At 38.7% G+C, this 25,487-nt stretch carries 18 protein-coding genes; 10 read left to right on the forward strand and 8 right to left on the reverse strand.

The features are described from left to right. From BZG01_RS00205 to BZG01_RS00245, 9 genes are all read left to right on the forward strand, one after another. The gene (locus BZG01_RS00205) at positions 1–408 is read left to right on the forward strand and encodes a hypothetical protein (protein ID WP_101307805.1); all 408 of its coding nucleotides are present in this window, start codon (positions 1–3) and stop codon (positions 406–408) included. Between the two features lie 2 nt (positions 409–410). Beyond that, positions 411–839, forward strand: a complete 429-nt coding sequence (locus BZG01_RS00210) for a phage tail tube protein (protein WP_101307806.1) — start codon at positions 411–413, stop codon at positions 837–839. A 68-nt stretch (positions 840–907) separates the two neighbouring features. After that, positions 908–1,237: a hypothetical protein gene (locus tag BZG01_RS00215; RefSeq protein ID WP_101307807.1), complete on the forward strand. Its 330-nt coding sequence runs from the start codon at positions 908–910 to the stop codon at positions 1,235–1,237. A 32-nt stretch (positions 1,238–1,269) separates the two neighbouring features. Continuing rightward, positions 1,270–1,593, forward strand: a complete 324-nt coding sequence (locus BZG01_RS00220) for a hypothetical protein (RefSeq protein WP_101307808.1) — start codon at positions 1,270–1,272, stop codon at positions 1,591–1,593. After that, complete coding sequence (locus tag BZG01_RS00225; protein ID WP_101307809.1) at positions 1,583–4,066, forward strand: phage tail tape measure protein; 2,484 nt, start codon at positions 1,583–1,585, stop codon at positions 4,064–4,066. Before BZG01_RS00220 ends, BZG01_RS00225 begins: the two co-directional genes overlap by 11 nt. Next, on the forward strand, positions 4,066–6,108 hold the full coding sequence (locus BZG01_RS00230; protein ID WP_101307810.1) for a hypothetical protein: 2,043 nt from the start codon (positions 4,066–4,068) through the stop codon (positions 6,106–6,108). The genes BZG01_RS00225 and BZG01_RS00230 overlap by 1 nt, the downstream gene beginning before the upstream one ends. A gap of 1 nt (position 6,109) precedes the next feature. Continuing rightward, positions 6,110–9,424 (forward strand): hypothetical protein, encoded by a 3,315-nt coding sequence (locus BZG01_RS00235; RefSeq protein WP_101307811.1) that lies wholly within the window; start codon positions 6,110–6,112, stop codon positions 9,422–9,424. Positions 9,425–9,471: 47 nt separating this feature from the next. Next, positions 9,472–9,939 (forward strand): hypothetical protein, encoded by a 468-nt coding sequence (locus tag BZG01_RS00240; RefSeq protein WP_143470797.1) that lies wholly within the window; start codon positions 9,472–9,474, stop codon positions 9,937–9,939. A gap of 169 nt (positions 9,940–10,108) precedes the next feature. Further along, entirely contained in the window at positions 10,109–10,930 is an 822-nt protein-coding gene (locus tag BZG01_RS00245; protein ID WP_101307813.1) for a DNA adenine methylase, read from the forward strand. Between the two features lie 227 nt (positions 10,931–11,157). Here the strand turns inward: BZG01_RS00245 and BZG01_RS00250 are convergent, their stop codons facing one another. The 6 genes from BZG01_RS00250 to BZG01_RS00280 form a co-directional block, all read right to left on the reverse strand. Further along, positions 11,158–12,324: a TlpA disulfide reductase family protein gene (locus tag BZG01_RS00250; protein ID WP_101307814.1), complete on the reverse strand. Its 1,167-nt coding sequence runs from the start codon at positions 12,322–12,324 to the stop codon at positions 11,158–11,160. 326 nt (positions 12,325–12,650) lie between these two features. Beyond that, positions 12,651–14,081: a RagB/SusD family nutrient uptake outer membrane protein gene (locus tag BZG01_RS00255; protein WP_101307815.1), complete on the reverse strand. Its 1,431-nt coding sequence runs from the start codon at positions 14,079–14,081 to the stop codon at positions 12,651–12,653. Positions 14,082–14,100: 19 nt separating this feature from the next. After that, positions 14,101–17,646 (reverse strand): SusC/RagA family TonB-linked outer membrane protein, encoded by a 3,546-nt coding sequence (locus BZG01_RS00260; protein ID WP_101307816.1) that lies wholly within the window; start codon positions 17,644–17,646, stop codon positions 14,101–14,103. A gap of 114 nt (positions 17,647–17,760) precedes the next feature. After that, on the reverse strand, positions 17,761–18,960 hold the full coding sequence (locus tag BZG01_RS00265; protein WP_101307817.1) for a FecR family protein: 1,200 nt from the start codon (positions 18,958–18,960) through the stop codon (positions 17,761–17,763). A 76-nt stretch (positions 18,961–19,036) separates the two neighbouring features. Further along, positions 19,037–19,597, reverse strand: a complete 561-nt coding sequence (locus BZG01_RS00270) for an RNA polymerase sigma-70 factor (protein WP_101307818.1) — start codon at positions 19,595–19,597, stop codon at positions 19,037–19,039. 338 nt (positions 19,598–19,935) lie between these two features. After that, positions 19,936–22,281 carry a TonB-dependent receptor gene (locus BZG01_RS00280; protein WP_101308023.1) on the reverse strand — a complete coding sequence of 782 codons (2,346 nt, stop codon included), beginning with the start codon at positions 22,279–22,281 and terminating at the stop codon, positions 19,936–19,938. Between the two features lie 201 nt (positions 22,282–22,482). Between BZG01_RS00280 and BZG01_RS00285 the strand changes: the two genes are divergently transcribed. Then, on the forward strand, positions 22,483–23,235 hold the full coding sequence (locus tag BZG01_RS00285; protein ID WP_101307820.1) for an NYN domain-containing protein: 753 nt from the start codon (positions 22,483–22,485) through the stop codon (positions 23,233–23,235). Between the two features lie 129 nt (positions 23,236–23,364). On the opposite strand, the gene BZG01_RS00290 is transcribed toward BZG01_RS00285, so the two are convergent. Both BZG01_RS00290 and BZG01_RS00295 read right to left on the reverse strand, forming a co-directional pair. Beyond that, the gene (locus BZG01_RS00290; RefSeq protein WP_218972968.1) at positions 23,365–24,651 is read right to left on the reverse strand and encodes an alpha/beta hydrolase-fold protein; all 1,287 of its coding nucleotides are present in this window, start codon (positions 24,649–24,651) and stop codon (positions 23,365–23,367) included. Between the two features lie 21 nt (positions 24,652–24,672). Next, positions 24,673–25,464, reverse strand: coding sequence for a VOC family protein (locus BZG01_RS00295; protein ID WP_101307821.1), 792 nt, complete (start codon positions 25,462–25,464; stop codon positions 24,673–24,675). Positions 25,465–25,487: the final 23 nt, after the last annotated feature.

The following is a 25,487-nucleotide window of genomic DNA, read 5'->3' on the forward strand; positions in this document are numbered from 1 at the left end:
ATGAAAAAATTACTCTGTTTTATGATGGTTGCCTTTATGGCATTTGTGATTACTCCAATGATTGCCGTGGCTGAGACTGTGGCGAGTGCCGTGGTTGATAGTCCAACGGGATTAGACTTGGGCATTTACTTTGCAACATTATCTGGTTTGGTAACTGCGGTAATATTGCTTACTCAATTTTTTAAGACTGCAATTGAAACTCACGGTATAAAGACTAATTATTTATCGTGGATTATTGCCCTTGTACTATCTATTGCCGGATACTTTCTACAGCTCGGAATGTTTTATGGCATGCCTTGGTACTGGATTCCCATTTACGCACTATCAGCGGGATTAATAGCCAACGGTATAGCAGGTAAACAGGTTGTTGAAGCTATACTCAGTTTATTCAATTCTAAAAACTTATAATTATGGCCGCAACAGGAATTATTGATGGTGGTGATATCATTGTAGCTGTTGAGAGTGCCGTTCCCGGCACATTCACACCAATTGCTCATTCCACCAGTTGTAAAATTACCACCTCCTCCTCATTCCGAGAGCGGAGAACTAAGGATACAAACGGAAAAGAAAAAGCTTTCGATGAAACTGAAACAACAATTAGTGTTGAAGCTCTTACCATTTACGGCAGTTATTCGTATTTCGATTTGAAAGAAAAACAATTATCAGGAGCAGTATTAAATGTAAAGTACGCTCCTAAAACAGAAGATACAGGCGACAGATACGAAGAAGGGCTGTTCTTTATTGAAAGTTTGGAACGTTCGGACAATGTTGCCGAAGACTCAAAAGTCTCGGTAACTTTTACTCAAAAAGAAAAGCCGGAGGTTAAAACTGTAGCTTAAATTAATAATTATCACTTATCAACAGAAGGCAATGTTCTTGCCTTCTGTTTTGTAAACTTTCAGAAATCATGACAAACCAATCAGGAAAAAAACAAGAGCCAAGAACTACTTTGGTTTACAAAGGGGAAACTTACCCGTTTTACATTACTAACCGCGGAAGATATGACTTTGAAAATTCGGGTCATTCGGATGAGGCATTGCGTGCCGGAAACACCGGCTCTATGCTAGCACAGATTTATCATCAGCTAAGGGACTGTGCCAAGCGAGCCAGCATGCAGTTTGATGACAGTTTTGAAGATTTTATTGATAATTCAGATCGCCACATTTTTGATGTTTTCGAAAAACTACTGGAAGCTAAAAAACAAATGCCTCAAGAGGACATCGAAAAAAAGGTATAGGTACTCCCGCTAAAACACTTAGTCTGACGGAAATGCTTGCCATTGCTGTCGGTGAAATGGGGTTGAGTCTGGAGTCGTTTCTAAGCTTGACCCCATTTGAATTTCAAGAAGCATACATGTGCTTTTTGAAACGACAAATTAACGACAGGGAATGGGAGTACCTTAAATCGATGCGGGTAGCAAGATGGCAGATTTGGCGAACATTATGCCCGCCAAAGTCAAAACAGATATCGTTGATGGATTTGGTTGAATTGCCAGGCGATAAAGAGGCTCTTGAACAATTAAAAGATACAAAAGAAGTAAGTACTCAGGAACGATTTGAAGAATTGAATAAAAAATGGAGCAATGAGCGATAAAACATACAAATACATACTCGATTTCGCTGCAAAAACAGATAAGTTTTCGAAACAGGTTACTGGTGTTGAAGGCTTGTTAAAGAGTGCTGCTGTTGCTGCGGGCGCTCTTTTTGCTGCTGATAAGATTTTTGACGCAGCAGGTGCGGCGGGTGAGTATGCCTCCGAAATATCTACAATTCGACAAAACATAGAGAAGCTTCAAGGTGTTCAGGGTACCGCACTTAACGAAGCAACTGGGGGTGCAAAAGCTTTGGCTGATGCTTACGATGCTGATGTAAATGAGTCAATAATTGCCAGTAATGTATTGATGAAAACATTTCGGGATTCATCAAGCGATGCATTTAATGTGCTGAATAAAGGATTTGCCACAACCGCAAACAGCAACGGTGATTTTTTAAAGCAAGTGTCGGAATATGCTCCTCATTTTAAAGAGGCCGGATTGGCAGCTGCTGAAATGGTTGCGATTATTGCCGAGGGGAACAAGAATGGTATTTTTGACGATAAAGCAGCTGACGCTATAAAAGAAGGATCTATACGACTTCGTGAAATGACCAAATCGACCAAGGATGCAATCGGTCAAATTGGCTTAAGTTCTACGCAAATACAAAAAGACATTTCGACCGGAGCAAAAAGCATGTTCGATGTTATGCAGGATGTCAGCAGGCAGCTGCAAACATTGCCAGCTCAAAGTCCGGCAGTAGGTGCCGCATTAGCAGATATTTTTGGAGGTCCCGGCGAGGACGGAATTGAGTTCATCAGAACATTGGCAGATATAAATGTTAATCTCGATGATGTTGTCAGCCATTCGGGAGCCTCGGCATCTGCACAAAAAGCATGGGCAGATCAGTTAAAGGAATTTCACACCCTAAGTGCAAATGTTTTTAAAGACTGGAACAAATGGATACTTAGTATTAAATCAAAAGCGCTGGGCTTTGCCACTGGCTTTGTTAATAACATGGATGATGTTGTTGATGTTTTAAAAATAGGAGCTTCAGGTTTAGTCGCCTATAAAACAGCTACCGTTTTAGCCAGTGTTGGAACTGCCAACTATTCGCGCATAATGGTTCGTGCAAGAAAGGCACAGCAGGCACTTAACCTGGCTATGAAAAGTAATCCGATTGGCTTGGTTGCTGCCTTATTGGCAACCGCTGCGGCTGCTTATCTAACCTACAGCATTCACATTGATGGTGCAACAGCATCGCAAAAAAAATTCAATGAAGCGCAAGAGGATGGTGCGAAACTTTTGGCAGATGTTAGTTCTGTTGAAAGTACCTACAAGGTGATTAATCACCTGAACAGAAGACAGCTTGAAGACTTTAAAACAAGAGCACAGGAACAACTGACCGCTTGGGAGGACGTTCAGAAACAAGTAACAGAAACAACCTATCAGGAATACAAAAAGCGAAAAGCGGCAATTGTAAAAGAAATGGATGAAACGGTAAAAAAACTGGTTTCGTCGGGCGAGATGGAAGAATCGGAAGCAAAAAGACAAGCTGAAGCAACATCCGCTTATAAATTGAACCAACTAAAAAGATGGTTCAACGATACAGTATCTAAGCAAACAGGAGTTACAAGCACTGAGATTGTTGAAAATCAAAAACGATTAAAAAATTACATCAGCACTGCGGACAAAATGCTGGCTGTTGCTAAAAAAACAAAAAAGGAAATTGCGAAAGCTCCCGAAAAAATGGACATGCCCCGCATGGATTTAAGCGAGGAAGAGGTTGATTATGACCCTTTCGATATGTCGGATGCAGATGGAAGAGCTACTATGTACAGCGCTACTTTGGGAGAGTTGAATGAAAAGATAAGGCAGTCGATAGAGTGGAACAAACTATTTGGTAACAGCCATTTTTCAACTCAGGAGCAAATAAAGCTGACCGAAGACGCAATAAACTCTATGATTGAAAATGGCTTTAATGCGGCTGATCCGGCAGTGCAGGCATTAATTGACAAGCTGGACGTGCTGCAAAAGAAATTTTCGGGGCCACAAAAGGCAATGGCGATGTTTGCCGACAGAATGGATGATATGAAAACCAAAGGTGCTGAAAGCTTTGGCGATTTGGCGAAAGCGGCAGGTAATGCAGCAAGGGAAATTATACGGGCATACATAGCTGAGGGGGTTGCCTCAATTATTAAAGATACTTTGAAATTTTACGGATGGACAGGGCCGGGCGCAATTGCTTTAGCAGCTGGTGCCGGAGCTGGTGCATCTACGCTGTTTAATACATTGATTCCTGCCTTTGCAGGCGGTGCTGTTGTCAGCGGTCCAACCTTGGCATTAACCGGAGAATATCCCGGCGCTATAAACAACCCGGAATGGGTGGGTAAACGATCGGAGATGTTGGGAGATATGAAAACAGCCGTTCGCGAAACAGGTGGCGGAGGTGGTAACTTCTCGTTCCGATTTGAGGATGGTGCCTTGGTTGCCTATTTAAATCATCAAAACAGAAAAGTGGGAGGATTTGCATAATGGCATACGGATTACGACTTAGAGGAGAATGGCAGGATAAATTGGGCGGATTAACGCGTTTCGACATTACAGAACGCGATTACACAGGTAATGCAGAGGTAATGGAAATGCAGGAAGATCCGCTCACCATTGAACGTGCACAGCTAACTAACAAGTTTACGCCTACGATCGGTTCGGGTATTCAGTTAAAGGTTACGGCAACCTACGACGGGCAGTACATTTCCCTATACACAAAAGACAAGCAAAAGTTTAAAGGCAGCTTTTACAAAAACAATCAGCTGATTTGGACGGGTTATTTAAATTCTGAGGTGTACGGCGAGCAATTCGACCGCATGGCTGACTATCCGGTTACGCTCCAATTTAATGATGGTTTTACCGTGTTGGAGCGCATCAAATTTTTGGATGCAAACGGCAATCCTTACACCGATTTGAAAACGGCTTGGGAAGTAATTTGGATTATCCTGGCTAAACTCGGAATTGATTACAAATATGTTTATGTGGCTTGTGATATCTACGAAGAAAACATGAACACGCTGACCAGCCCTTTTCATCAGATGAAGGTGGACTGCAACAACTATTACGACGAAAAGGGTGATGCGATGAATTGTCGTGAAGTTTTGGAAGCAATTGTAAAAGCACAGCGTGCTATTTGCTTTCAGAACGAAGGCTGTTTGAATATTGTTTCCGTACCACTTTTAACAGGATCTTTCGAGCGTAGAAGATATACCAGCGAGGTTTCGGTTCAGGTGTTGCAAACGGTTAATCCTGTTATTACCGTACCTACTCAAGCTGATTGGTACGGCTCCGATCAGGCAATTGATATTCAAAGCGGATACAATAAAGCGACCTTAAAGTATTCGCCTTATTCGGCTGAGGAAGTTGTTGAAACTGGTGATTTTTCAGATATTGATTTGTGGGAAGGCGATCACTCGTGGGAGGATGTTGGCGACTATTTCGAGCTGCAAGGCGTTACTGGCCTAAAGGGTTGGACAATGTTAAACGGTACCAGCTTTTCGGGCACTAAAGAGGAAGAGGTTGACGAGAACGAAGTGTATATAAAATTGCCATTTGCGAACGATTCGGCACAGATTTCTTTACTTGAAAATAATGAAAGCTCGAATTTAGTCACCGGGTCATTAACACAAGGATTTAAAGTAAGCTTTAAAATTTACATCGCTACAAAAGACAATGAATTCGATAATGATGAGGAGTCTAAAAAAGTAGTTCAATTGGCTGGTTACTTTGCTATTGAAGTGGACGGAAAACGACCAGAAGCCTTAAGCGATGACCCTTGGGTGTGGTCGGTAAACAGCTTTTTGAAAAAGTTCGGGGCTGATGGTTCTAATCAGAACATTGCTGATCAGTGGAAAGAAATAAACAGCATTATTCCCGGCAATTGTCCGCACGGTCGGGTTAAAATTCAAATCTTAAAAAAGTTTACCGCATTAAAAGATACATTAACCAATATGCCTGTAGATTCTGGTACAATTAAACACATCCGCATTAAGGATATAGAGGTAGTTCCGATTAATCTTAGTCGATATACAGCGCAAAGCGGACGGATTGGCTTTAATGAAGGGGCTGTAGATTTCTCCGACCTTGAATTTAATGCCGAAATGGATGACGAATGGCTGAACGAGGCCGATGATATTGAAATGATTCACGGTGACAGCAAAGAAAATAACTGTACCGACAAAGGCGGTTTGCATTTACTGGATAACAGCTTTACAAGCGCTTGGAAAACACCTGTTGATGCGGTGTATTACGATATTGCAAAGCTGTATTTACGCTCTTATGTGAGCAATTACCGCGATAGTCTGCGACAACTGAGTGGCACTTTAGAAGCTCCTAACTTCTTTAACGGCGATGGATTAAACATCAACGGAATACTCAGCTTTCATTCTGTACTTACTTATCCGAGTTCCTCATTAGGTGCTCGCAAATTGATGTTTATGGGCGGAACTTACAACGATAAACGACAAACTTTGAACGGTACCTGGTTAGAGGTATTACCCGATGACTTAACGATTAACAGCTTATAATATGACAGCACTTAATATATCGAAAAGGAAGATTTACAAGCGCAGGCGCGATGGTCAGGTGGCTCAGGGTTCTACCGTTTCGTCGGTTATTGCATCTACTGCCAGTAGTGGCGGTGTTGATCCTGTTGCTTTGCAGGATTATGCCAAAAAGGTTGATGTGCATGCACCTTCCCAAAAAGCTTTCTTAGATGCCCTTTCCATCAACTCCAACTACATAAAATACAACGCCCTTGGTGTATCGGTTGAAAATGCCGATCAGCTGGGCGGAGTTGTGGCGGGGAGTTATGCGCGAAAAGATGTTGCCAACACATACGGAGCCGACCAAACCATAAACGCAGACCTTTACATAAACGGCAACATCATTCAAAACGGCTCGGCCTACGTAACACACGCCGAGCAGGTGCAGGTTGAGAGTAACCTAATACAGCTCAACTTAGGCGAACCCGGAAGCCAAATTACAGGAGTAATACCTGGTACAGCGATTGCCTTTTCGGGAATTGAAATTAACAGAGGCACTGCCGACCCCTACTACTTAGGAATAGTCGAGGGAGCAAATCCGCTCATTAAGCTGGGTAAAGCTTCAAGCTTGGTTACGGTTGCGGCGCGGGAGGATAACCCTCTCAATAATGGCGTGATGGTTTGGGATGATGCGAACCACAGAATGAAAGCTTTGGCGGCGGCTCCGGATAGCGATAAGTTGGGTGGAGTTGTTGCAGTAAATTATGCGAGGACTGATCAAGATGAATTTTTCAGCGGAAGTATAACAATAAAAAATGGGAGAGATTTTATATTAAGAGCACTAGCTGGTTCAATTGATTCTGGAGATATTGTTTTTGAAGATGGATCAGGGGTTGAATTACATAGACTTTATAGCGGCTTTGGAACTTTGAATTACAGAGCATTAGCCGGAATAACTTACGGACTTTATCACTCTGGAAATTCTAACCTATCAACAGTAGATTGGAAGGCTAAAAATATACTAGCATCTGGAAATGTAGGCTCTCCCGATTACGTTTCCGGATTAGCTGGTACTGACTGGCGAATCACCAAATCAGGAGATGCTGAATTTGACAATTTAGAAATCAGAAAAGGTTTAACGGTACATGAGATTATTGTAGCTCGCGAAAGGTCTGTGAATGGTGGCATTATTACCTCTGTGGCTAACGGCACAGTTAAGAGCGTTGTAGGTGATGTAATTACCTTAAAGGGGCAATATAACAGCTGGGTAGTTGGCGATCGGGTTAGATTGCAGCAATGGGAAGCCAGCACCCGATACATGGAAGCTGAGGTTGTTGCAGTATCGGGAATGACTATCACACTCGGTAATTATATAAACACCACCAGACCGCAGGCGAATGAGGACTTAGTACAGTGGGGGCATGTTTCAGATGCTTCCCGACAAAATTTTTTATACCAAACCGCCCGCGGAGCTGATGCTGCTTATTTTTCCGTAATGCAAGGCGTAAACAGCTCTGATTTAACAAATAAACAAGTGTTGCGAATCGGCAACCTATCAGGCTACGCAAATGCCGGTTACGGAATAGCTTCTAAATACTCAGGTAAAACCTATTTCGAGCTTTCAAACAATGTAAAGACTATCGCAGGCATTGGTTTCGATGATGAAAAATTCACCGCCGGGAATGTTCAAATTAAAAAAACGGGTGATATCATTAATACAGGATCGGGCACACCTTATGCCTTTTACGGAAATGGGAATTTCTCGTTGGGGAAAGGGCAGATAGGCTATAATGCCGTTACTAATGTTGTAACTTTTGGGGCTAATGTAGCTCTAAATTGGCAGAATTACGCGGATAGTGCGGTTGATGCTGTTCAGGTTGGAGGGAAAAATAATTTTAAAAAAACAACACCAATAACCCAGTTAAGTGGTGGAGCTATTCCTTCGCGAGATGAAATCGAAGCCCCTAACGGATTTAAGATGGTTGGTGTTAGTGGTGTGACAACTGGCAGCGTTCGTGTAGGCTTAGTCATTTCTGATAATGGAGAGCATACTTTTAGCTTTTGGGCTAAAACTAATGGAGTAACAGAAGTTTTGGAATTTGATTTCGGTGATTCGTACGCAGGTGCTAGAACAATCACAGGAACATGGCAATATTTTACAATAACGCGAACAGTACCGAACTACGGGGATGGGTCGGTTTATTGTTTTATCGATATAACTAGCATTGCTTACAGCTGGTATTATTTCAAAGATGTAAAGATAGAAAAAGGAAACAAAGCAACCGACTGGACTCCTGCTCCCGAAGATGTGGATGCCAGTATTGCGACCAAAATAACAGGTGCCGAGGCAACTGTTATTACCAACAACACAATAGCCACCACCAACCTTTTAGCCCAAAATTTACAAGTGCAAATGGCTAATGTGACAGGTACGTTGTCGGCATCGCAAATAGATGCCTTAAGTATCACGGGCGATAAAATTGCGTCGGGAACAATAACAACAACAAAATTAGCAGCCCTAACCATTACGGCTGAAAAAATAGCAAGTGGAACTATCACGGCAGATAAGCTGAACGTAACATCCGTTCAGGCATCTTTAATCACAACCGACTACATCGAAGGTTTAAGTCTTGATTTTGATAGGGGAACCATTGCTGCCTTTAGTATTAATTCTAATTATCTGCGAGGCGGAAGCACAATAGGAGGTGGCTTTGCAGGCGTTGAGTTGAATGCAAATCCTTCGGATGAAGGATATATTAGAATGTATAGAGATGGAAGTAATACCGCATCTAGAGTAGGCATTACCTTCGGTATAGAGTCAAATCATGACGAATCAGCAATTTTTTCATCAGCCGCATACGGCGAATACGCATTAGGTTTAAATTTAGTATCGCAGGAAAATATTGCGATTAAAAGCGGAAATGGTGTAGCTATATCAGCAGTAAATGAGGTCTCTCTGTATGCCGGAAACAATAAGGATATTATACTCACAGGAAACGCCTTATTTAAGAAGCAAATTAAAACACTTGTGCTTCAAAGTGCAGGCAGTACCTCCTCTACATATCCTACAACTCTAAACACATCAGATTCATCGACGTTTATGCTAGGATCGACGTCAAGTAACAGGCATTATTCCCTAACTGGAGGAACGAATGGACAGTTATTAATACTATTCAACCGAAATGATACGAGTAACTGTTATGTTCGTGGATTCATTCAACAGTCTGCCAATCCGAGTGATTATTTTGAAATGGTAGGCGGAGAAGTTTTAGTTGCGCAATATCACGCAAATTCAATGTACAATCCTACCAGAACAGGCTATTGGGTTGTACTTACAAGATATAATAACAGTTGGTAAAATTTCAATCAATAATAATAATAATAATAATAATAAAATTCAAACACATGAAAAAGCAAGATTTATTCAGATTACAACAAGGATTACAACAGGTAGCAAATTTACGAGGCGTAAAATTCGCCTATGCAGTTGCGAAAAACATCCGGAAAGTAAATGCCGAATGCGAAGACATTCAGCAGGGAATTAAAGCGTCTGACGACTGGGAAGAGCTTGAAAAACAGCAGCGCGAAATCAACATGTATCATTGCAAAAAAGACGAATCCGGCAATCCCATTCCTGATAGTAACGGACAGTTCATTATTCCTCAGGAACGTAAGGATGATCACAAAAAGGAAATGGAGACGTTAAAGGAAGCAAATGCAGAAGCATACACTGCCCGCGAAAAGCAAATCATCGACTATAATAAATCGATGTCTGATGAAATTGAATTCAGCCTTCACACAATCAAAGAGGAAGATTTACCCGCCGAAATCACCGCCTCGCAGTTGGATGGTATTTTTGAAATGGTTGAGTAAAAAATTGGGGGCATAAAAGAGCCCCCGCCGCTATCAACCAAAGTTCTCACGCAACGGTTGAAAAGTAAAGGTGCCATAACACCACGACGAGGGCAAGTTCCTTCGACGGTGTTATGGCACCTTTATTTTTGCGTGAGAGTGACAAATATAATAAATAAATTAGAAGTAAATGAAGACACCAATTAGTTATTATGGGGGCAAACAGAACCTTGCGAAGCTAATTTTATCCTTATTCCCCAGGCATAAACTTTACGCTGAGCCTTTTGTGGGGGGCGGTGCAATTTTCTGGACTAAAAACAGCAGTGAGGTTGAAGTAATAAACGATACCAATAAGGAATTAATCAATTTTTATGAGGTTTGTCAGAATGATTTTGTCTCTCTTGAAAAGCTGGTTCGTATTTCGTTGCATTCGCGTTCGCTACACCGAGATGCAACTGTTGTGAATGATAACCCACATATGTTTACGCGTGAGAAAAGAGCCTGGGCTATTTGGGTATTAGCATCCCAAAGTTTTGCCAGCATGTTGGATGGCTCGTGGGGTTACGATAAGGCCAAAGGAGCCACCTCTCGCAAAATAAGCAACAAGCGGGACGATTTTACCGAGAAATATGCTATTCGCTTACAGAATGTTCAAATAGAGTGTACTGATGCCTTACGCATCATTAACAGCCGAGACAACCCCGATGCGTTTTTCTATTGTGATCCACCATATTTCAATAGTGACTGTGGTCATTATAATGGTTATGGCATTGACGACTTTGAGTCGCTGTTGAAAGCATTACAAGTTCTTGAAGGTAAATTCTTGCTCAGCAGTTATCCTTCAGATATTCTGGGCAAGTATGCTGAGGGGAATGGCTGGTACCAAAAGGAAGTTATTCAAACCGTTAGTGTGTCTCACAACTCCGATAAGCCACAAAAGAAGAAAGTCGAGGTACTTACTGCCAATTATGACTTATCGAACCCCACGGACGTTAAAACACTATTTAATTAGTATTGCAATGCCAATTAAAGGGGCTTGAATGCCCCCTTTGTTGTAAGTTGTGTGTGTGGTATTTATTGTACAATTTGATTTATATTTGTGTACAAGTTGTTTTGGCGGTTATACTTAGGGAAACTTATTAACCGGCTAAAATCTATTTCTTTTACTCATAAAAAAGCACCTCCAAAATGGAGGTGCTTTAAACGTATTGCCTACGTATTGGTAAAAAATAAGTCTGCTTACTGAAAAAGTTCTTCCAGTTTCTGATCCAATGCTTCTCCTCTCAGTTTATCATCCATTACTTTTCCGGTTGATGCATCCACTAAAAATATGGCAGGAATTGTTTTCACAAAATAAAGATCATCTACTCCCTTTTCGTTCAATAAATTTGGCCATGCCATTTTTTCTTTGTCTAAAGCTTTTAGCCAGGCAGCTCTGTCTTCGTCTTTGGAAATACTGATAATTTGCAACCCTTTCGATGCATACAATTCATACATGTGCTTTAAGTTTGGTATTTCTCTTCGGCAAGGACCACACCACGATGCCCAAAAATCAATCAAGATGTATTTTTTACCTTCTATTAATTCTGAGGAGTTAAAAATTTTTCCTTCCCGGTTGGCCAAGGTAAACTCCGGAGCTTGTTTATTTACAACTCTTTCTGGATAAAGTTCCTTTTTCACCAATTGCCCGTAGTAAGAATTTTTAGCTTCCTCTGAGAATTGTTCGTACAAAGGGATTTGTTCATCGGTAAAATAACTCATCGATTCCAACATCACCAAAGGTCCCCACCAAGAATCTTTATTTGCCAAAATAGCCTCATTACTAGTTTTCTCTACACTAGTAAAAAAGTCTTTTTCTGCTTGAGCAAAAGCTTTGTAATCATCTGTATTTCTTAACGAATCTGCAATAGCTTTACTTTTAGCATTTCTTACGACGGCTAATATCGCATCATGATCTTTGTAATATTTTTCGTGTAGTGCACCGAATTTACTTTTAAATGCTAATTTCTCCTTGTAAAGATCATTTGCCTTTGAACCACTTACCTGAATATCCGAAAAATTCACATAAGTTCTATTATTACTTTCCTCGAAAACAGCCTTTGCCTTTAAGCTGATTTCCGAATTTTCAAGCATTATTTTAAGAACCCCAGACTGATCAGCAACTTGAAGGTAATATAAACGTGGTTCTTCCGATTTCCCTGAAAATTCGAATTTTCCGTTGGTTACAATTGCACTCGCAATAGGCTCTTCTTCATTATGCGTTGCACCCGGAATCAATTCTAATTTTGTTCCCTCTTTCAGTCCGCTTATTTCACCACTTAAGGTATAGTTTGCATCAGTTTGCGCACAGGCTGTGGTCATTAAAACACACAGAACAACAATTACTCCCAAAATACTTCGTTTCATTTGTTTTTATTTAAATTATTTAAATACTAAAGCTGATCCTTAATTTCAAAACCATTACAAATTATCTATGATTTGTAAGCTTAATCAATCAGCAAATTTAAAACCTATTGTCTTAAGGTTTTAAATTTATTCTTAGTGTTTTTTTGTAGAAAGTCCAATCATACCAGAGGGTGTCCAAAAAGGAATATTTTGTATTGGATTGTCATGTTGAGCGAAGTCGAAACATCTGTTTTTCAAAATGAAAGATTCTTCGTCCCGATTCATCGGGATCAGAATGACATTAAAATTCTGCTTTTAGGACACCCTCAGGTTAGATACTACCTATTTTAACGGGGAGTGTTTTGCACCAATGTTCCATTTCCAGGGTTACTGGTAGCTCCCATCGGGAAAGGCATTATCCACATGTGCGAATCAGGTGACAATTCCAAACTTTGATCGTTGAAAATTTTAGTTAAAGTCTGTGCATAATTGGCGTCCTTATTAAAACGCCTCATGTCCCAAAATGGGATGGCTGTCTGCACGTATTCATTTGCTTTATCTTTGCGGATATAAGCAATTGCCTCAGCTGTTGAGGAAGCTGTTAAATCAGCATATTTATCGTCAAAAATTCTGGTTTTACGAACTGTATTTAAGCTTAGCATGGCTTCATCCAAATTGGCTTGTCCGCCTTTTCGGGCCAAACACTCTGCTTTGATGTAATACATTTCAGGAGTTGTAATTCCCCCGGCATTAAATTTATCGGATCGTATGCCAATGTAAATGCTATCCGGAGCCTGATACTTTTTCTTCCACTTTGAGGCAAAACGGGCATCGCCATCTTCAAATTGGGCTGCTCTCACTATGGTAAGCGCTGCATTTGTTCCCGATTGTCCAGAATTTTTATAGGTACTGGAACCATATCTGAAAATGTAATTCTCAGGACTGTTCATGGTTTTGGAAGGATAACTTGTTGACCAATCGCCTTCTTTTTCAATCTGCTCTTTGTTTTCAGCGTAGTATTCCTTCCAATTAAACAATTGATTGTTTTGATCCAAAGCATTCTGTGCATACTTCAGAGCACTATCATAGTCTCCCATCTGCAAATAAACCCTTGCCAGCATTGCATACCCACAAGCTAAATTCGGGTGCAGCAAAGTTGCACTCTCAATAGGTAGATTGGCAATTGCATCTGTTAAATCGGTCAAAATGAATTCGTACATTTTTGCAATGCTAATCTGCTCCGAAGGTGCTCCCATTTCGGCACTGGTAATTAAGGGAACAGATAATTTTGTTGCAGCCGATGCTTCATCATACTGTTCTGAATAATAATTGGTCAGATGAAAGTAATTCATTGCCCGCAACACCTTAGCCTGAGCAATCAATTCCAGCTTTTCGGCATCGCTTGCCTCGGTTGCATCAGGAACATTATTGATAATTAAATTCCAATATGAAATGGCCTCGTAAGAATAATAGTAAGCAGCTTCATCCGAATTGTTCTGAATAATACGATCCTCATTTCCCAACCAATTGTAATTGATGGAAGTCAAAGAAATGTAACTCAAATCACTTGGCCGCTTGTAGACATCATTCAACAGATTAATGGCTTGTGCCGCATCATTTAAATGATTGTATTCATTACGAATAAATGCCTCATAATCAGCTAAACTTGTGGGTATTTTCTCTCCTTTGGGCAACACGTCCAGGTAATTGTCGCAAGACGAGAACAGCATGGATACTAAAAGGCTGACAATTGCGATGTATGATATTTTAAATTTCATAATTCTCTTGTTTTAACTGTTAAAAACTTAAATACACTCCTCCAACAAATGTGGGTCTTTCCTTAGCACCCAACATATATTCGGCTTTCTTCTCGAAAGCAAAAGTCTTTAGATTTTCTACATTAAACTGAACTCTTGCACTCCCTAATTTTAATTTATTGCACCATTCTGAAGGCAGGTGATAAGCCAATGAGATGTTGTTTATCTTCACATAAGAGGCATCCAACACATGAATATCAGAATAATTGTATAACGACTCGCGATAATAATTATAGTCCGTATGATTGCCTGAAAAAAGCAAACGGGGAACATCGGTACTGTTTTCATCTCCTGCTTGTTTCCATCTGTTGCGAATGTCTTTGCTGGTTACTCCCATTCCATTGTTAATTGTAGGTACATTTGTATTGCGAAGCTTATGTCCTCCAGCGTAAAGTAACAAAACAGAAAGATCAAAATTCTTGTACGAAAAACGATTCATGATGGAACCACTATACTTAGGAACTGTGGTTCCACTGAAATGAATGTTATCCATATTCGTGTAATCCGTAGACGTTTTATTCCCATCAACATCATAAATCTGAGGTTCTCCCTGATCATTCAATCCTGCCCATTTGTAGGCATAAATTCCATTATAAGCAAAATCTACTTTTGGGAAAGCCTGAGGGTAATCCAGTTGCAAAAAATAAACAGGTGCTTCCACATTAATTTTGGTCACCTTGTTTTTATTGTATCCCAAAAGAAAACCTGCATTCCAGCTAAAATCTTTTCCTTGTATGATATCTCCCTGTAAATTTACTTCGAATCCCTTATTCTCCATTGATCCATTGTTAAAGGCAAGTGTACTGTATCCAAAACCTTCGGTAGGTATTCCTTGCTGATTGGCTAACAAATCCACACTCTTCTTTTTATAAACATCAACAGAACCCGATAATCGATTGTTCAACAATGAAAAATCAACCCCGGCATTTATCGTTGTGGTTTTTTCCCATCGCAAATTTGGGTTTGGCGGTGAGGAAATGTTACCATAAACACCCCCAACTAAAGAACTGGTATAATAATTTGCAGTTAGGTAAGGTGCAGCATCTTTTGCAATGTTCCCTCCAATACCATACGAGGTTCTTAGTTTCAGCATGTTTACCCATTCTACATCAAAGAAATCTTCTTTGTTCACGTTCCAATTGGCTCCAACCGACCACAATGGTTTGTTCTGGTACTTGGAGTTGGTTCCCCATAGATTGGAACGGTCCCAACGAATACTACCCGATAAGGTGTATTTATTATTGTAGCTGTAGGCTGCATTCGAATAAAAAGAAACAAAACGATTCACCAATTCTTTCTGGCTTGCAAGATCACTAGAGTTTAAATAAGCCCAAGAATTCATCAAACCGGAAAAGCCACCTGTTAGTAAGGGTTGGTTTAAGTACTGCGCACTTAGCATATCTGAGTCATAACCATAACGGGTTTGATCACTATATTCCAGTTTGCTGTGTCTTGTCTCCGATCCTACAATCCATGTAATTTGATGTTGTTCTTGAAAAGTTTTGTTCAAATTCAATTGTTGTCTGAAATTGTATGAATTTGAGAAATGATTTCGATCGTAGTAAATGTCTCCTTTGGGAAGGTTATAAACAGCGGTTCCATTTGAATTGCTTGCAAATTTATTAATGGTTGTGCGGGTTGAATAGGATTCCAGTTCATTTAAACGATGATAACGACTTACTCCATATTCGTACTGGAACATCGTGCTATAACTTAACCAAGGTGTTAATTTCACATCTAATTTAGCGTAAGTTCTGTTGCTAAATTCTTTTCGTTTTCCAAGATTTCGATCCAATTCATCAAGTGGAGTCAAGTCCAAACTGTATAACCCGTAATTCGCAACATTATCTCGAACGGTTTTATTCACTTGCGAAGTTACTGTTGCAGGATTTCCATTATCGTCAACCAAACGATCATAAGGAGAAGCTGTGAATCCAGCATAATAGGATGAAAATAAATCGTATGTTTGCTCGGTCGCATTTTTGTAATTGATATAAACACCAACATCTGCTTTCAGCCATGAAGTAATTTGTAAAGAATTCATGATGTTTAATCCGAGCTGATCACTTTTGGAATAAATATCCTCTTCTCTGTTCTTTTTATAAGTTGCCGAAAATTTAAAATTATTTAGTTCTGTAGCTTTACCTACACTTAAGTTGTACTGCTGATAGAACATATCGCGTTTAGCGTATTTGGCAACATCGTCGTAGAACTGAAAGCCTCTTGATGCAAGTTCTGATAACTTCGCATTGGCATCACTTTCTGAAATTGCACCTGAATACATATCCAACAGAACATCTACCCCTGCACTTGGCCATTTGTAATTGTTCCGACGATTGTCAGCTTCTGCCTGAGCGCGAGCCAGCCCATTATTTAATTCCGGATTAGAGGCTGCCCATTCTTTTTCCAACTCAATAACATCAGCCGAATTGGTTAAATTTCCAGTATAATAATCGTAAGGTTTCCAAGTAACTGTACTGGAAAAATCAACCTGAACTTTTCCTTTTTGAGCTTTTTTGGTTACAATAACCACCACTCCATTGGCTGCTCTGGCCCCGTAAATAGAAGCAGCAGCGGCATCTTTTAAAATGGTAATGCTCTCAATATCTTCAATATTAAGGTCTGGTGTATTTTCTGTAACATTTCCATAATTATCAATGCTTGTATTCTCAACCGGAAAACCATCAATTACATATAAGGGAGAAGCCATAGCATTCATGGTCGATACACCACGAATAATTCCATCGGAATAACCTGCGATCTGACCTTCCAAAACATCAGCCAGGCTATTCAATCTTCGGGTCTCCAGGCTTTTACTGGTTACTTTCGAAAATGATCCGGTTGACCGCTCTTTGGAAATGGTTTGATAACCTGTTACTACCACTTCTTCCATTTGCTCTGAATCTGCCTTAAGTGTAATATTCAGTAATACTTGTCCATTGTAAGCAAGCTCCTGTGGAAGCATTCCTACAAAAGAATATACCAAAACAACATCCTCATTATCAAAAGAAATTGTATAGTTACCATCAATATCAGTAGCTGCACCAATTGTGGTTCCTTTGATAACAACAGATACTCCGGGTAGAGGAGTGCCATTTTCATCGGTAACAGTACCATGTACCTCCTTCTCCTGCGCAGATTCATCAAGATTGGGTTTTGGAGGTGCCGGCATCAGAAGAATTACTTTATCTTCAATTTTGTAAGTAATTTTCGTTCCTTTCAAACATTCGTTTAGAATTTCTTCTACATGCGATCCGTAAAATTCAGCATTGTTAATTTTAACGCCTTCAATTTCATCATCCGAATAAAGAAAATCAAATTCACTGTTGTTTTTAACTTCCTGCATCATATCATAAATGTCCGCATCTTTAAACTCAACCGTAAAAGTAGTTCGCTGAGAATATACACTTGCAGAAATCTGCAAACTGGCTGTTAAAATTAAAAAACCGGTGATTTTCATAATGCGAATTAATTTCCGAAGCTCTTCCCCGAGAGGAAAAACTTTGTACAAGACTAATTTTTTCATAAATTTGTTTTGGTTAGATTAAACATTGTATTCCAATGGAATACTTTATTTGATTTTAAGACAGGGGATGTTGCCGCACTCCCTGTTTTTTTTTTCATTTCGGGTTTTAAGGGTTTACTTCTTTTTAATTTGAATAATATTATTTTTTATATCAAAGTTAATATTTGTTGTTTGCTGCATTTTCTCCAAAATATCATTGATATTGCCGTATCTGTCAATTCTGGCGCTAAAACGCATATTTTTCAACTCATTACTTTGGAAGAACACTTTAATATCATACCAGCGCTCTAACTTTCTCATAATATCGTTTAAACTCTCTTTTTCGAAAACAAACTTTCCGTTTTTCCAGGCAATAAACCTGTCAACATCTACTTCTCTGGTTTCAACACTTTTTGAAAAGCGATCGTAATCGGCCTGCCGGCCAGGACTCAAACCCACTGATGTGGTTTTTCCAGATAATTCTTTTGCTTTTAGGCTTACAGCACCTTCAACAAGGGTCGTTTGTATGCTTCTCTCGTCAGGATAGGCCATAATATTGAATTGTGTTCCTAAAACTTTTACCTCAACATCGTTTGCATCAACAATAAAAGGTTTTCCTGCATCTTTAGCCACCTTAAAGTACACCTCCCCCGAAATTTTCACTTTTCTGGTATTGCCAATAAACCGAACAGGATAACGAATTTCAGACTTTGCATTCATCCAGACTTTTGTTCCGTCGGACAGGGTTAACTGATATTCACCTCCTACCGGAGTTACTACCACATTTTCAGCAATACTTTCCGGTTCGGTATCAAGAGTATTGGTCTGATAATTTAAACCCAGACTGTCTTTTTCGATTACAGAACCGTCAGTCTCTCTTATTAAGTCCTTCTGCTGCTTCTCTAAATCTACAATTCTTCCATCTGAAAGATACAACTGAGCCTTTGTTTCTCCTGGTTTAATTTCAATAGCTGCCTGCCCCAGTCCATCTGGTTGGGTAACATCAGTTAAATACAACATGTATACTGCAAGAGCTAACGGCAAAGCTAGTATGGCGGCATAACGAAGTATTTTTGTGAAATTTATTTTCTTGCTTTTTTGTCTGAATTGAATCTTCCAGTCTACCTTTTTACGGGCTTCTTCCAAATTAAAAGTCTGATACCTCTCCAAGCGGTTAAAATCAATTCCTTTTTCTCTTACCGATGAAAGGATCTCATTTTTATCTTCCTCTTTTTCGAAAAGTATCAATTGTTTTATTTCAGCATCAGACAATTCACCGACAAATTGTTTTGCAAGTAGTTGAGCTAGTTTAATATGTTCCTGTGTGTTCTTCATTTCTTCTTCTTGTATAAATTAGAACACCCAACTTAAAAAAGAGGGTGAAGAATGATTAAGAAAAAGATACAAAAATTTACATCCACATGATATACATTACGATATCGAAGATATTTTGAAGTTTGGAACGGAGTGTTTTGTAGGCAATACGTTTTTGTGTTTTTACCGAATTTACAGAAATCCCAAGGTCATCAGCAATTTCCTGATTTTTTAAACCCTGCATGCTTAATTGTAATATTTTCTTACACTGCGGAGGAAGCTCATCAATAGAATTGGCAATAATACGACTTGTCTCTTCTTCTACCACCTGCTTCAAAAAATAGGTTTCCGATTCAACTTGATGAACCTGCTCGGCTTCGTACTTTCGTTTTACCTTTTCGTGACGTATGGAATTCAAGCAAGCATTTCTGGTAGCCTGATATAAATATGCTTTAATGGCATTTAAGGAATCAAAATCATCAAATTTAGCCCACAATTTCACAAATACTTCCTGAACCAAATCTTCTCCTTCACTCGAAACTATCAAAAACCGCTCGGAGAACAAACAAAGCCCGGCGTACATTTCATTAAATAATGAATTGTAGCTTAGTGATTCATTATTATCGATAATAATAATTTTATCAGGGGATTGGTTCATTGTGTGGTTATTTTAGCAACAAATTAATATTAATTTTTTAGTCTTTCCAAGTCCCCTTCTTCTTTTCCCATTTGCAAACACCTGTTTATGTTCTGTTTTTATATACATAACACAAACATCACATATCCTAATAATTATATCAAAAATCGAGCTTGTTTACCTGTTTTATACGCAAAGAAAAAGGATCGTCAACTGGGTGGTTTTCGCTGCAATTTAAAATATGATTCAGCTAAAATTATTTACATAAGAGAACTACCTTTCATCCTGATATCCCGGAGTATTATTCATCTCTTTAATTTCAAAATAAATTCGAAAAAGGAGAACAAACTTATCATTCTTTAAAAATCTATAACAAAACCAATGGTGGGAATTGGCCCCCCATCTTTCTTTCCAACCTGAACCAGATGACGAGGCTCTGTTACATTTCCCATATCATTTCTTTGAAGAACGTATTCGGGAGCCTCCGGTGAATTACGCATCAGCAGGTTTTGTATTTCAAAAAACAACTCCAACGAAAGTTCTTTAAAATTCCACTTTTTATCGATTCGTACATCCAGCTGACTGAATACGCCCAATTCTTCTTCCCCCAACCGGTTGTAATCCAAAACAATATCCGGGTAACGGACAGTCGTTTCCTCGATATTTGTTGGAACAATTGGGGTTTCGCCTGCGAATCGATAACGAGCACTTACTTCCCAGTTTTTCCTGAGTTTGTATCCTCCTGTAAAAGAAACCAAATGCCGGCTGTCCCACACCGATGGTAAATACTTACTTCTGTCGAAGCCGGTAAATTCGCTGTAGAAAAAAGTATAGGAGAAAATACCATAAAAACGATGGCTCAACTTCTGCTGAAACAAAAACTCCAGACCATAACTTCTCCCTTTACCAACTGATTTTACCTCTTCGTTTCCCAGCACATTAAAATCGGCTCCTTTATTCGCTAATGAAACCCGATCGCGAACTGAAACGGGATAATCTTCGTAACGTTTGTAAAATCCTTCTACACTAATATTTGAAGAAGGCCCAAAAATTCGCTCGAATCCCAACACATAATGATCGCTTCGGGTATAATCAATATCCTTATTTGAGAATACTTCATTTTGCTTATAGCCTAAAATGGTATAGGGTGGTAACTTGAAATAACGGCCTGCACTTGCCTTGATCTTCCAATCGTCAGCAAATTCGAAGGACAAAGCCAAACGAGGCGAAAATGTGGAAAGCAAATCATTGTCCTGCGTAAAACTATCACCATCGGTTCTAAAGCCAAAGGAGAAGTCCAGTTTCTGATCGAAAAAAGATTTAGTGGCATTGGCAAACAAACCGTACTTCAAAAAATCAATTTTGGAATTGTATTGAAATCCTTCATTACTATCGATGGTCTTATTTTCGTAATCGCTTCTCTGCACATTAAAACCACCACTTAGTCTCCATTCCTTAATATAATAGGTTAAACTGTAACGCAGTTTGGTTTCCATTTCGCGCGAATCATTCTTAAAATACAAATCCTTCTGATTTTCATTGTCCTTGTATCTTGAAAAATCATTGACCAACAAGTTGTTGCTGATGGTAGTTTGCATGAAACCTTTCCTACTCTTAAAGCGATTCTTCCAGCTAATTCCTATTGTATTGGTACGTTGTTCAATGAAAGGTGTTTGGTCTAATGAAGACTGTTCATTTTCATCAATAGTTCCGGAAGCATCAATTGCAAAATCGTCAATAGAGCCCAAGCCAATTAAATTAACTGTATTGTACTGATCTATTTTATGAGTGATTTTGTACTGATAGTCCCAATAATCGGGACGAATAGGAAGACCGATGAGCTTAAATAAAAATTGTAAATACGATCGGCGTGCAGAAATTAGATAACTCGTTTTGCTCTCCTTGTTTTTTCCTTTAAAAAGAGGCCCTTCGTGAGTTAAAGCGGCCTCGCTGGCACTCAGGCGAAAGTTAGTATTGTGTTTTAGGTTGTTTCCCTCCCGTTGTTCAAACTGAAGCACCCCTGAAAGCGGATTATCATATTGACTGCCAAAAGCAGATGTTGCCAAATTTACATTATCAATAAAGGATACATTTAAAATCCCCACCGGACCACCTGAACTACCTTGAGTGCTAAAGTGATTGATATTGGGAATCTCTACTCCATCCAAATAGTAAACTGATTCGTTGGGTGCGCCTCCGCGAATAATTAAATCGTTGCGAAAACCACCTGGTGAGGGTGAAATTCCAGGAAGCGACTGCGCAACACGAACAACATCGTTATTTCCTCCGGGATAAGTTGCAATTTCTACTGCACTAAGCGTTTGAGTAGAAAGCGGTGTTTCGCGGGGTCGTGTTACTTTATTTTTATTGGATACAATTACTTCGGATAAATTTTGACTTTGTTCCAAAAGGGTAAAATTGTACAATTGATTTCCTACCGATTTCACTTCAATATTATAGCGGGTTTGACTATCATAACCCAGATAGCTTACCACCAAATTATAAGTACCCGGTTTTATATTCTCGATTTTATAGTACCCGTTGACATTGGAAGTAGCTCCATTGGTAGTATTTTCGAGATACACCGAAGCTCCAATCAAAGGAAAATCCATTTTGTCTTTTACGTATCCGGTGATTTCAGTTGTAACTTGCGCTTGAACTGAAATGGCCAATAAAACCAGGTAAAGTATAATAAGTTTCTTCATTAAATCATTGTTCGTGACATCATCTGAAATATCAAATAAAAATAACATCCCAAATAAAAAATTAATTTCATCCTTAGAAGATAAGTACTTTTATTGTTTTTCTATATTCGCCTACACCATAAAACCAGATAATGCTAAATATTTAGACGTATAATCACATACAATTCCTTACCTTAGTCATACTATTAATTACAAAAAATTATGAACGAAACTAATGATTTGAACCTTGCGGTTCTGATTGATGCCGATAATATTCCCTATTCGAACATTAAAGGAATGCTTGATGAAATAGCCAAATTAGGCACTCCAAGCATCAAACGCATTTACGGCGATTGGACAAAACCTACTGTTGCGGGCTGGAAACCGGCCTTACTGGAACATGCAATTACTCCTATTCAGCAATACTCCTACACCACCGGAAAAAATGCCACCGATTCGGCAATGATTATTGATGCCATGGACATTTTGCACAATGGCAAAGTAGACGGTTTTTGTCTGGTATCAAGCGATAGTGATTTTACCCGGCTGGCTACAAGGCTCAGAGAATCCAGAATGCTTGTTATTGGCATTGGCGAAAAGAAAACGCCAAATCCTTTTATTGTTGCCTGCGATAAATTCATTTATATCGAAATTATTAGTGGCAAAAAGATTCGAGAGAAGAAAAAAGAAGCCGCTGCAAGTCCTGCCGAAACTCAGAAATTTGATAAAATAGACAAGCAGTTTCTTAACCTTCTGATCAATTCGATTGAAGACATTGCCGACGACGATGGCTGGGCTTTTCTTGCAGAACTTGGTTCTTTAATTAACAAGAAGAAACCTGATTTTGATCCCAGGAACTACGGATTCAACAAACTCACCCCATTGCTTAAATCGATGCAGCAACAGTTCGAAATTGACGAACGGGATAGTGGCAAACGAAATATCAAACACATTTTCGTGCGGATTAGAGAGTAATAATTCTTAAAGAAGATTTGCAGCAAATTGAATCATAAGCTATTCTGAAAACAAAATGAACATTAAAAAAAACTCCTTTGACCAAATCAAAGGAGTTTTTTAATAATATTGTACTAATGGATGTTATCATTAGTCATAGTTACTTTTTCTCATTTTAAGCCCTTCGACTCTTTTCTTATAATAATCACTGCCACTTAATTCAAAAGCTTTGGTTACATATTTTACCGCATTGGTTAAGTCCCCTTTTGTCTCATAATATTCAGCCATAGAATCGAAGGCATTCGCACTTTCAGGATAATATTCTATGGCGAGTTCAAAGTACATTTTTGTTTTTTCGAGCTGTTCCATCTCCATATTCATATAGCCTGACATATTTAAAAGGTCTTCCGGATAAGGAGGTTCAAAATATCCAAAATGGTCTTTGAGCTTCTTTTCCCTGTATTTTATTATGCTGAGAAGCTCTTCTTTTGACGTGTCAAATGAGTTTATTTTATCGGTATTTTCCATTTGGTACCATTCAAAAAGCGAAATCAAACCATCCATAATAGAAGGAAAGGGAATTGTGCCATGCAAATCTCCGGGATAAAATTTCCATTCGAAAGACAGTCCGTTTTTAGCATTTTGCCTTAGCTCGTTTGAAAAGGCAATATTCGAACGGGCAAACAAAGTGAATTCTGTTGTGTCTTGCATTACATTGTCCAAAGTTATCTTTGAATTTTGCATGTGCAATTGTCCCCCTAAAGACATAAATAAAGATTTGTTTTTATATGTCTGAGTGGCAAGTAATCCTTGTGCTTCTTTCAACAGTTTTTGATCGTCCCAATCCAGGCTTGGGTCTATGGCTAAGTAATTGGTAAACAAATTTGGATGATGAATTAGTGCATTAATGGCAAACAAACCTCCATACGAATGACCAATTAATGTTCTAAAATTGGTAACAGGATATTTATTCTCGATAAAAGGAATAAGTTCCTTTTCAAAAAACTCGACAAAATGATCAGCCTCTCCATTTTCATCGTTAAACGGCATTCCATATTTTGTTGATATAGTTGAGGTCGTTAAATCTCTTATCCTGTTTTTAACGTTGGAAATTCCTATTAGTACCATTTCAGGTGTAAAGCCTCCGCTATAATAGTTTTGCACATCACTAAGCGTAGGTAGAAATATTTCTCCGTCTAAAATAAAAACTACGGGATATTTTTGATTTTTCTCAGGATTGTAACTGACTGGTAGTTGTATGTAAATCGTTCTCGACTCGTTTAGTATTTGGGAATAAAGACTATCTACAACACCTACTTGCTGTAAAAACTGATGATTTTGATTTGCCTGAGCTTTTACAAATTGTTGAAAGAAAACAACGAATCCTATTGCCAATCCTATTTTTAATCCACTTATCATTTTGTTGTTCTTAATCATTCCTATTTTTTTTAACTGAGATTAATAGCTGATGTGAATTTTTGCAGCGGACTCTCCAGGCGACTTTTTGTCCGATAGTACCGGAAATATGATGCGGGACTCTGCCCTCCGTAAACCACGATACACGCTATGAAATTTACACATTATTGGCTGTAGTTTTTCATTTCTAAATTCCAAGCAATATTCTTTTCCGTTATTTTCAATAATTGCTTCAAAAGGCTCAGGTTTTATTATTATTGAAGTAGGAAACCAAATTTCTTTTAATTTGTAATTGGGTAATAAGAAAATTCCTTCTTGAGAACCGTTGGTCCCGAATCTCTTTAAATCACCTTTCCAAAATTTTGTTCCTAACTCTGTTTTAAGTTGGTGGTTTATTTCCTGAACATCTTTAGTAGCTACACCTATTTCATTAATTCCTAAAACTTTCGAAATATCAAATTCAGACTCGTCATTATTTTTTAAATCATATCTGACTATAAATTCGGCAACGTTTCCACTTGCATCATAGAAATAGAATGAATCAGCATTCCAACTTTTAAAATTTTCAATTTTTCTACCATCTTCTATATCTATAACCTTAGTTCTTCTTTCCATCCATTCCAGTGCTTGATTCAATTTATTAGCTGGAATTAAGAAACAATAATGATATTTGTGTTCTATTTCAGATTGTTCGAACGATAATTCACTCCAACCAATTTCTAAAGAAAAAAAATTAGAATTTTCGTCTAAAATCTTAAATCCTAAAATCTCCGAATAGAACCTCTTCTCTAATTCAAGTTTATTTGTGTAAAGTTTTAATTTCTTAAATTTCATTTTAATACTTTTTTGGTTTAAAT

The sequence above is a fragment of the Labilibaculum manganireducens genome (genome assembly GCF_002843385.1).
Taxonomy (GTDB): Bacteria; Bacteroidota; Bacteroidia; order Bacteroidales; family Marinifilaceae; genus Labilibaculum; species Labilibaculum manganireducens.

Excerpts from the sequence above, each read along its gene's own strand:
- BZG01_RS00205 (WP_101307805.1), top strand. The coding sequence starts at position 1 with ATGAAAAAATTACTCTGTTTTATGATGGTTGCCTTTATGGCATTTGTG.
- BZG01_RS00210 (WP_101307806.1), top strand. The coding sequence starts at position 411 with ATGGCCGCAACAGGAATTATTGATGGTGGTGATATCATTGTAGCTGTT.
- BZG01_RS00215 (WP_101307807.1), top strand. The coding sequence starts at position 908 with ATGACAAACCAATCAGGAAAAAAACAAGAGCCAAGAACTACTTTGGTT.
- BZG01_RS00220 (WP_101307808.1), top strand. The coding sequence starts at position 1,270 with ATGCTTGCCATTGCTGTCGGTGAAATGGGGTTGAGTCTGGAGTCGTTT.
- BZG01_RS00225 (WP_101307809.1), top strand. The coding sequence starts at position 1,583 with ATGAGCGATAAAACATACAAATACATACTCGATTTCGCTGCAAAAACA.
- BZG01_RS00230 (WP_101307810.1), top strand. The coding sequence starts at position 4,066 with ATGGCATACGGATTACGACTTAGAGGAGAATGGCAGGATAAATTGGGC.
- BZG01_RS00235 (WP_101307811.1), top strand. The coding sequence starts at position 6,110 with ATGACAGCACTTAATATATCGAAAAGGAAGATTTACAAGCGCAGGCGC.
- BZG01_RS00240 (WP_143470797.1), top strand. The coding sequence starts at position 9,472 with ATGAAAAAGCAAGATTTATTCAGATTACAACAAGGATTACAACAGGTA.
- BZG01_RS00245 (WP_101307813.1), top strand. The coding sequence starts at position 10,109 with ATGAAGACACCAATTAGTTATTATGGGGGCAAACAGAACCTTGCGAAG.
- BZG01_RS00250 (WP_101307814.1), bottom strand. The coding sequence starts at position 12,324 with ATGAAACGAAGTATTTTGGGAGTAATTGTTGTTCTGTGTGTTTTAATG.
- BZG01_RS00255 (WP_101307815.1), bottom strand. The coding sequence starts at position 14,081 with ATGAAATTTAAAATATCATACATCGCAATTGTCAGCCTTTTAGTATCC.
- BZG01_RS00260 (WP_101307816.1), bottom strand. The coding sequence starts at position 17,646 with ATGAAAAAATTAGTCTTGTACAAAGTTTTTCCTCTCGGGGAAGAGCTT.
- BZG01_RS00265 (WP_101307817.1), bottom strand. The coding sequence starts at position 18,960 with ATGAAGAACACACAGGAACATATTAAACTAGCTCAACTACTTGCAAAA.
- BZG01_RS00270 (WP_101307818.1), bottom strand. The coding sequence starts at position 19,597 with ATGAACCAATCCCCTGATAAAATTATTATTATCGATAATAATGAATCA.
- BZG01_RS00280 (WP_101308023.1), bottom strand. The coding sequence starts at position 22,281 with ATGAAGAAACTTATTATACTTTACCTGGTTTTATTGGCCATTTCAGTT.
- BZG01_RS00285 (WP_101307820.1), top strand. The coding sequence starts at position 22,483 with ATGAACGAAACTAATGATTTGAACCTTGCGGTTCTGATTGATGCCGAT.
- BZG01_RS00290 (WP_218972968.1), bottom strand. The coding sequence starts at position 24,651 with ATGATTAAGAACAACAAAATGATAAGTGGATTAAAAATAGGATTGGCA.
- BZG01_RS00295 (WP_101307821.1), bottom strand. The coding sequence starts at position 25,464 with ATGAAATTTAAGAAATTAAAACTTTACACAAATAAACTTGAATTAGAG.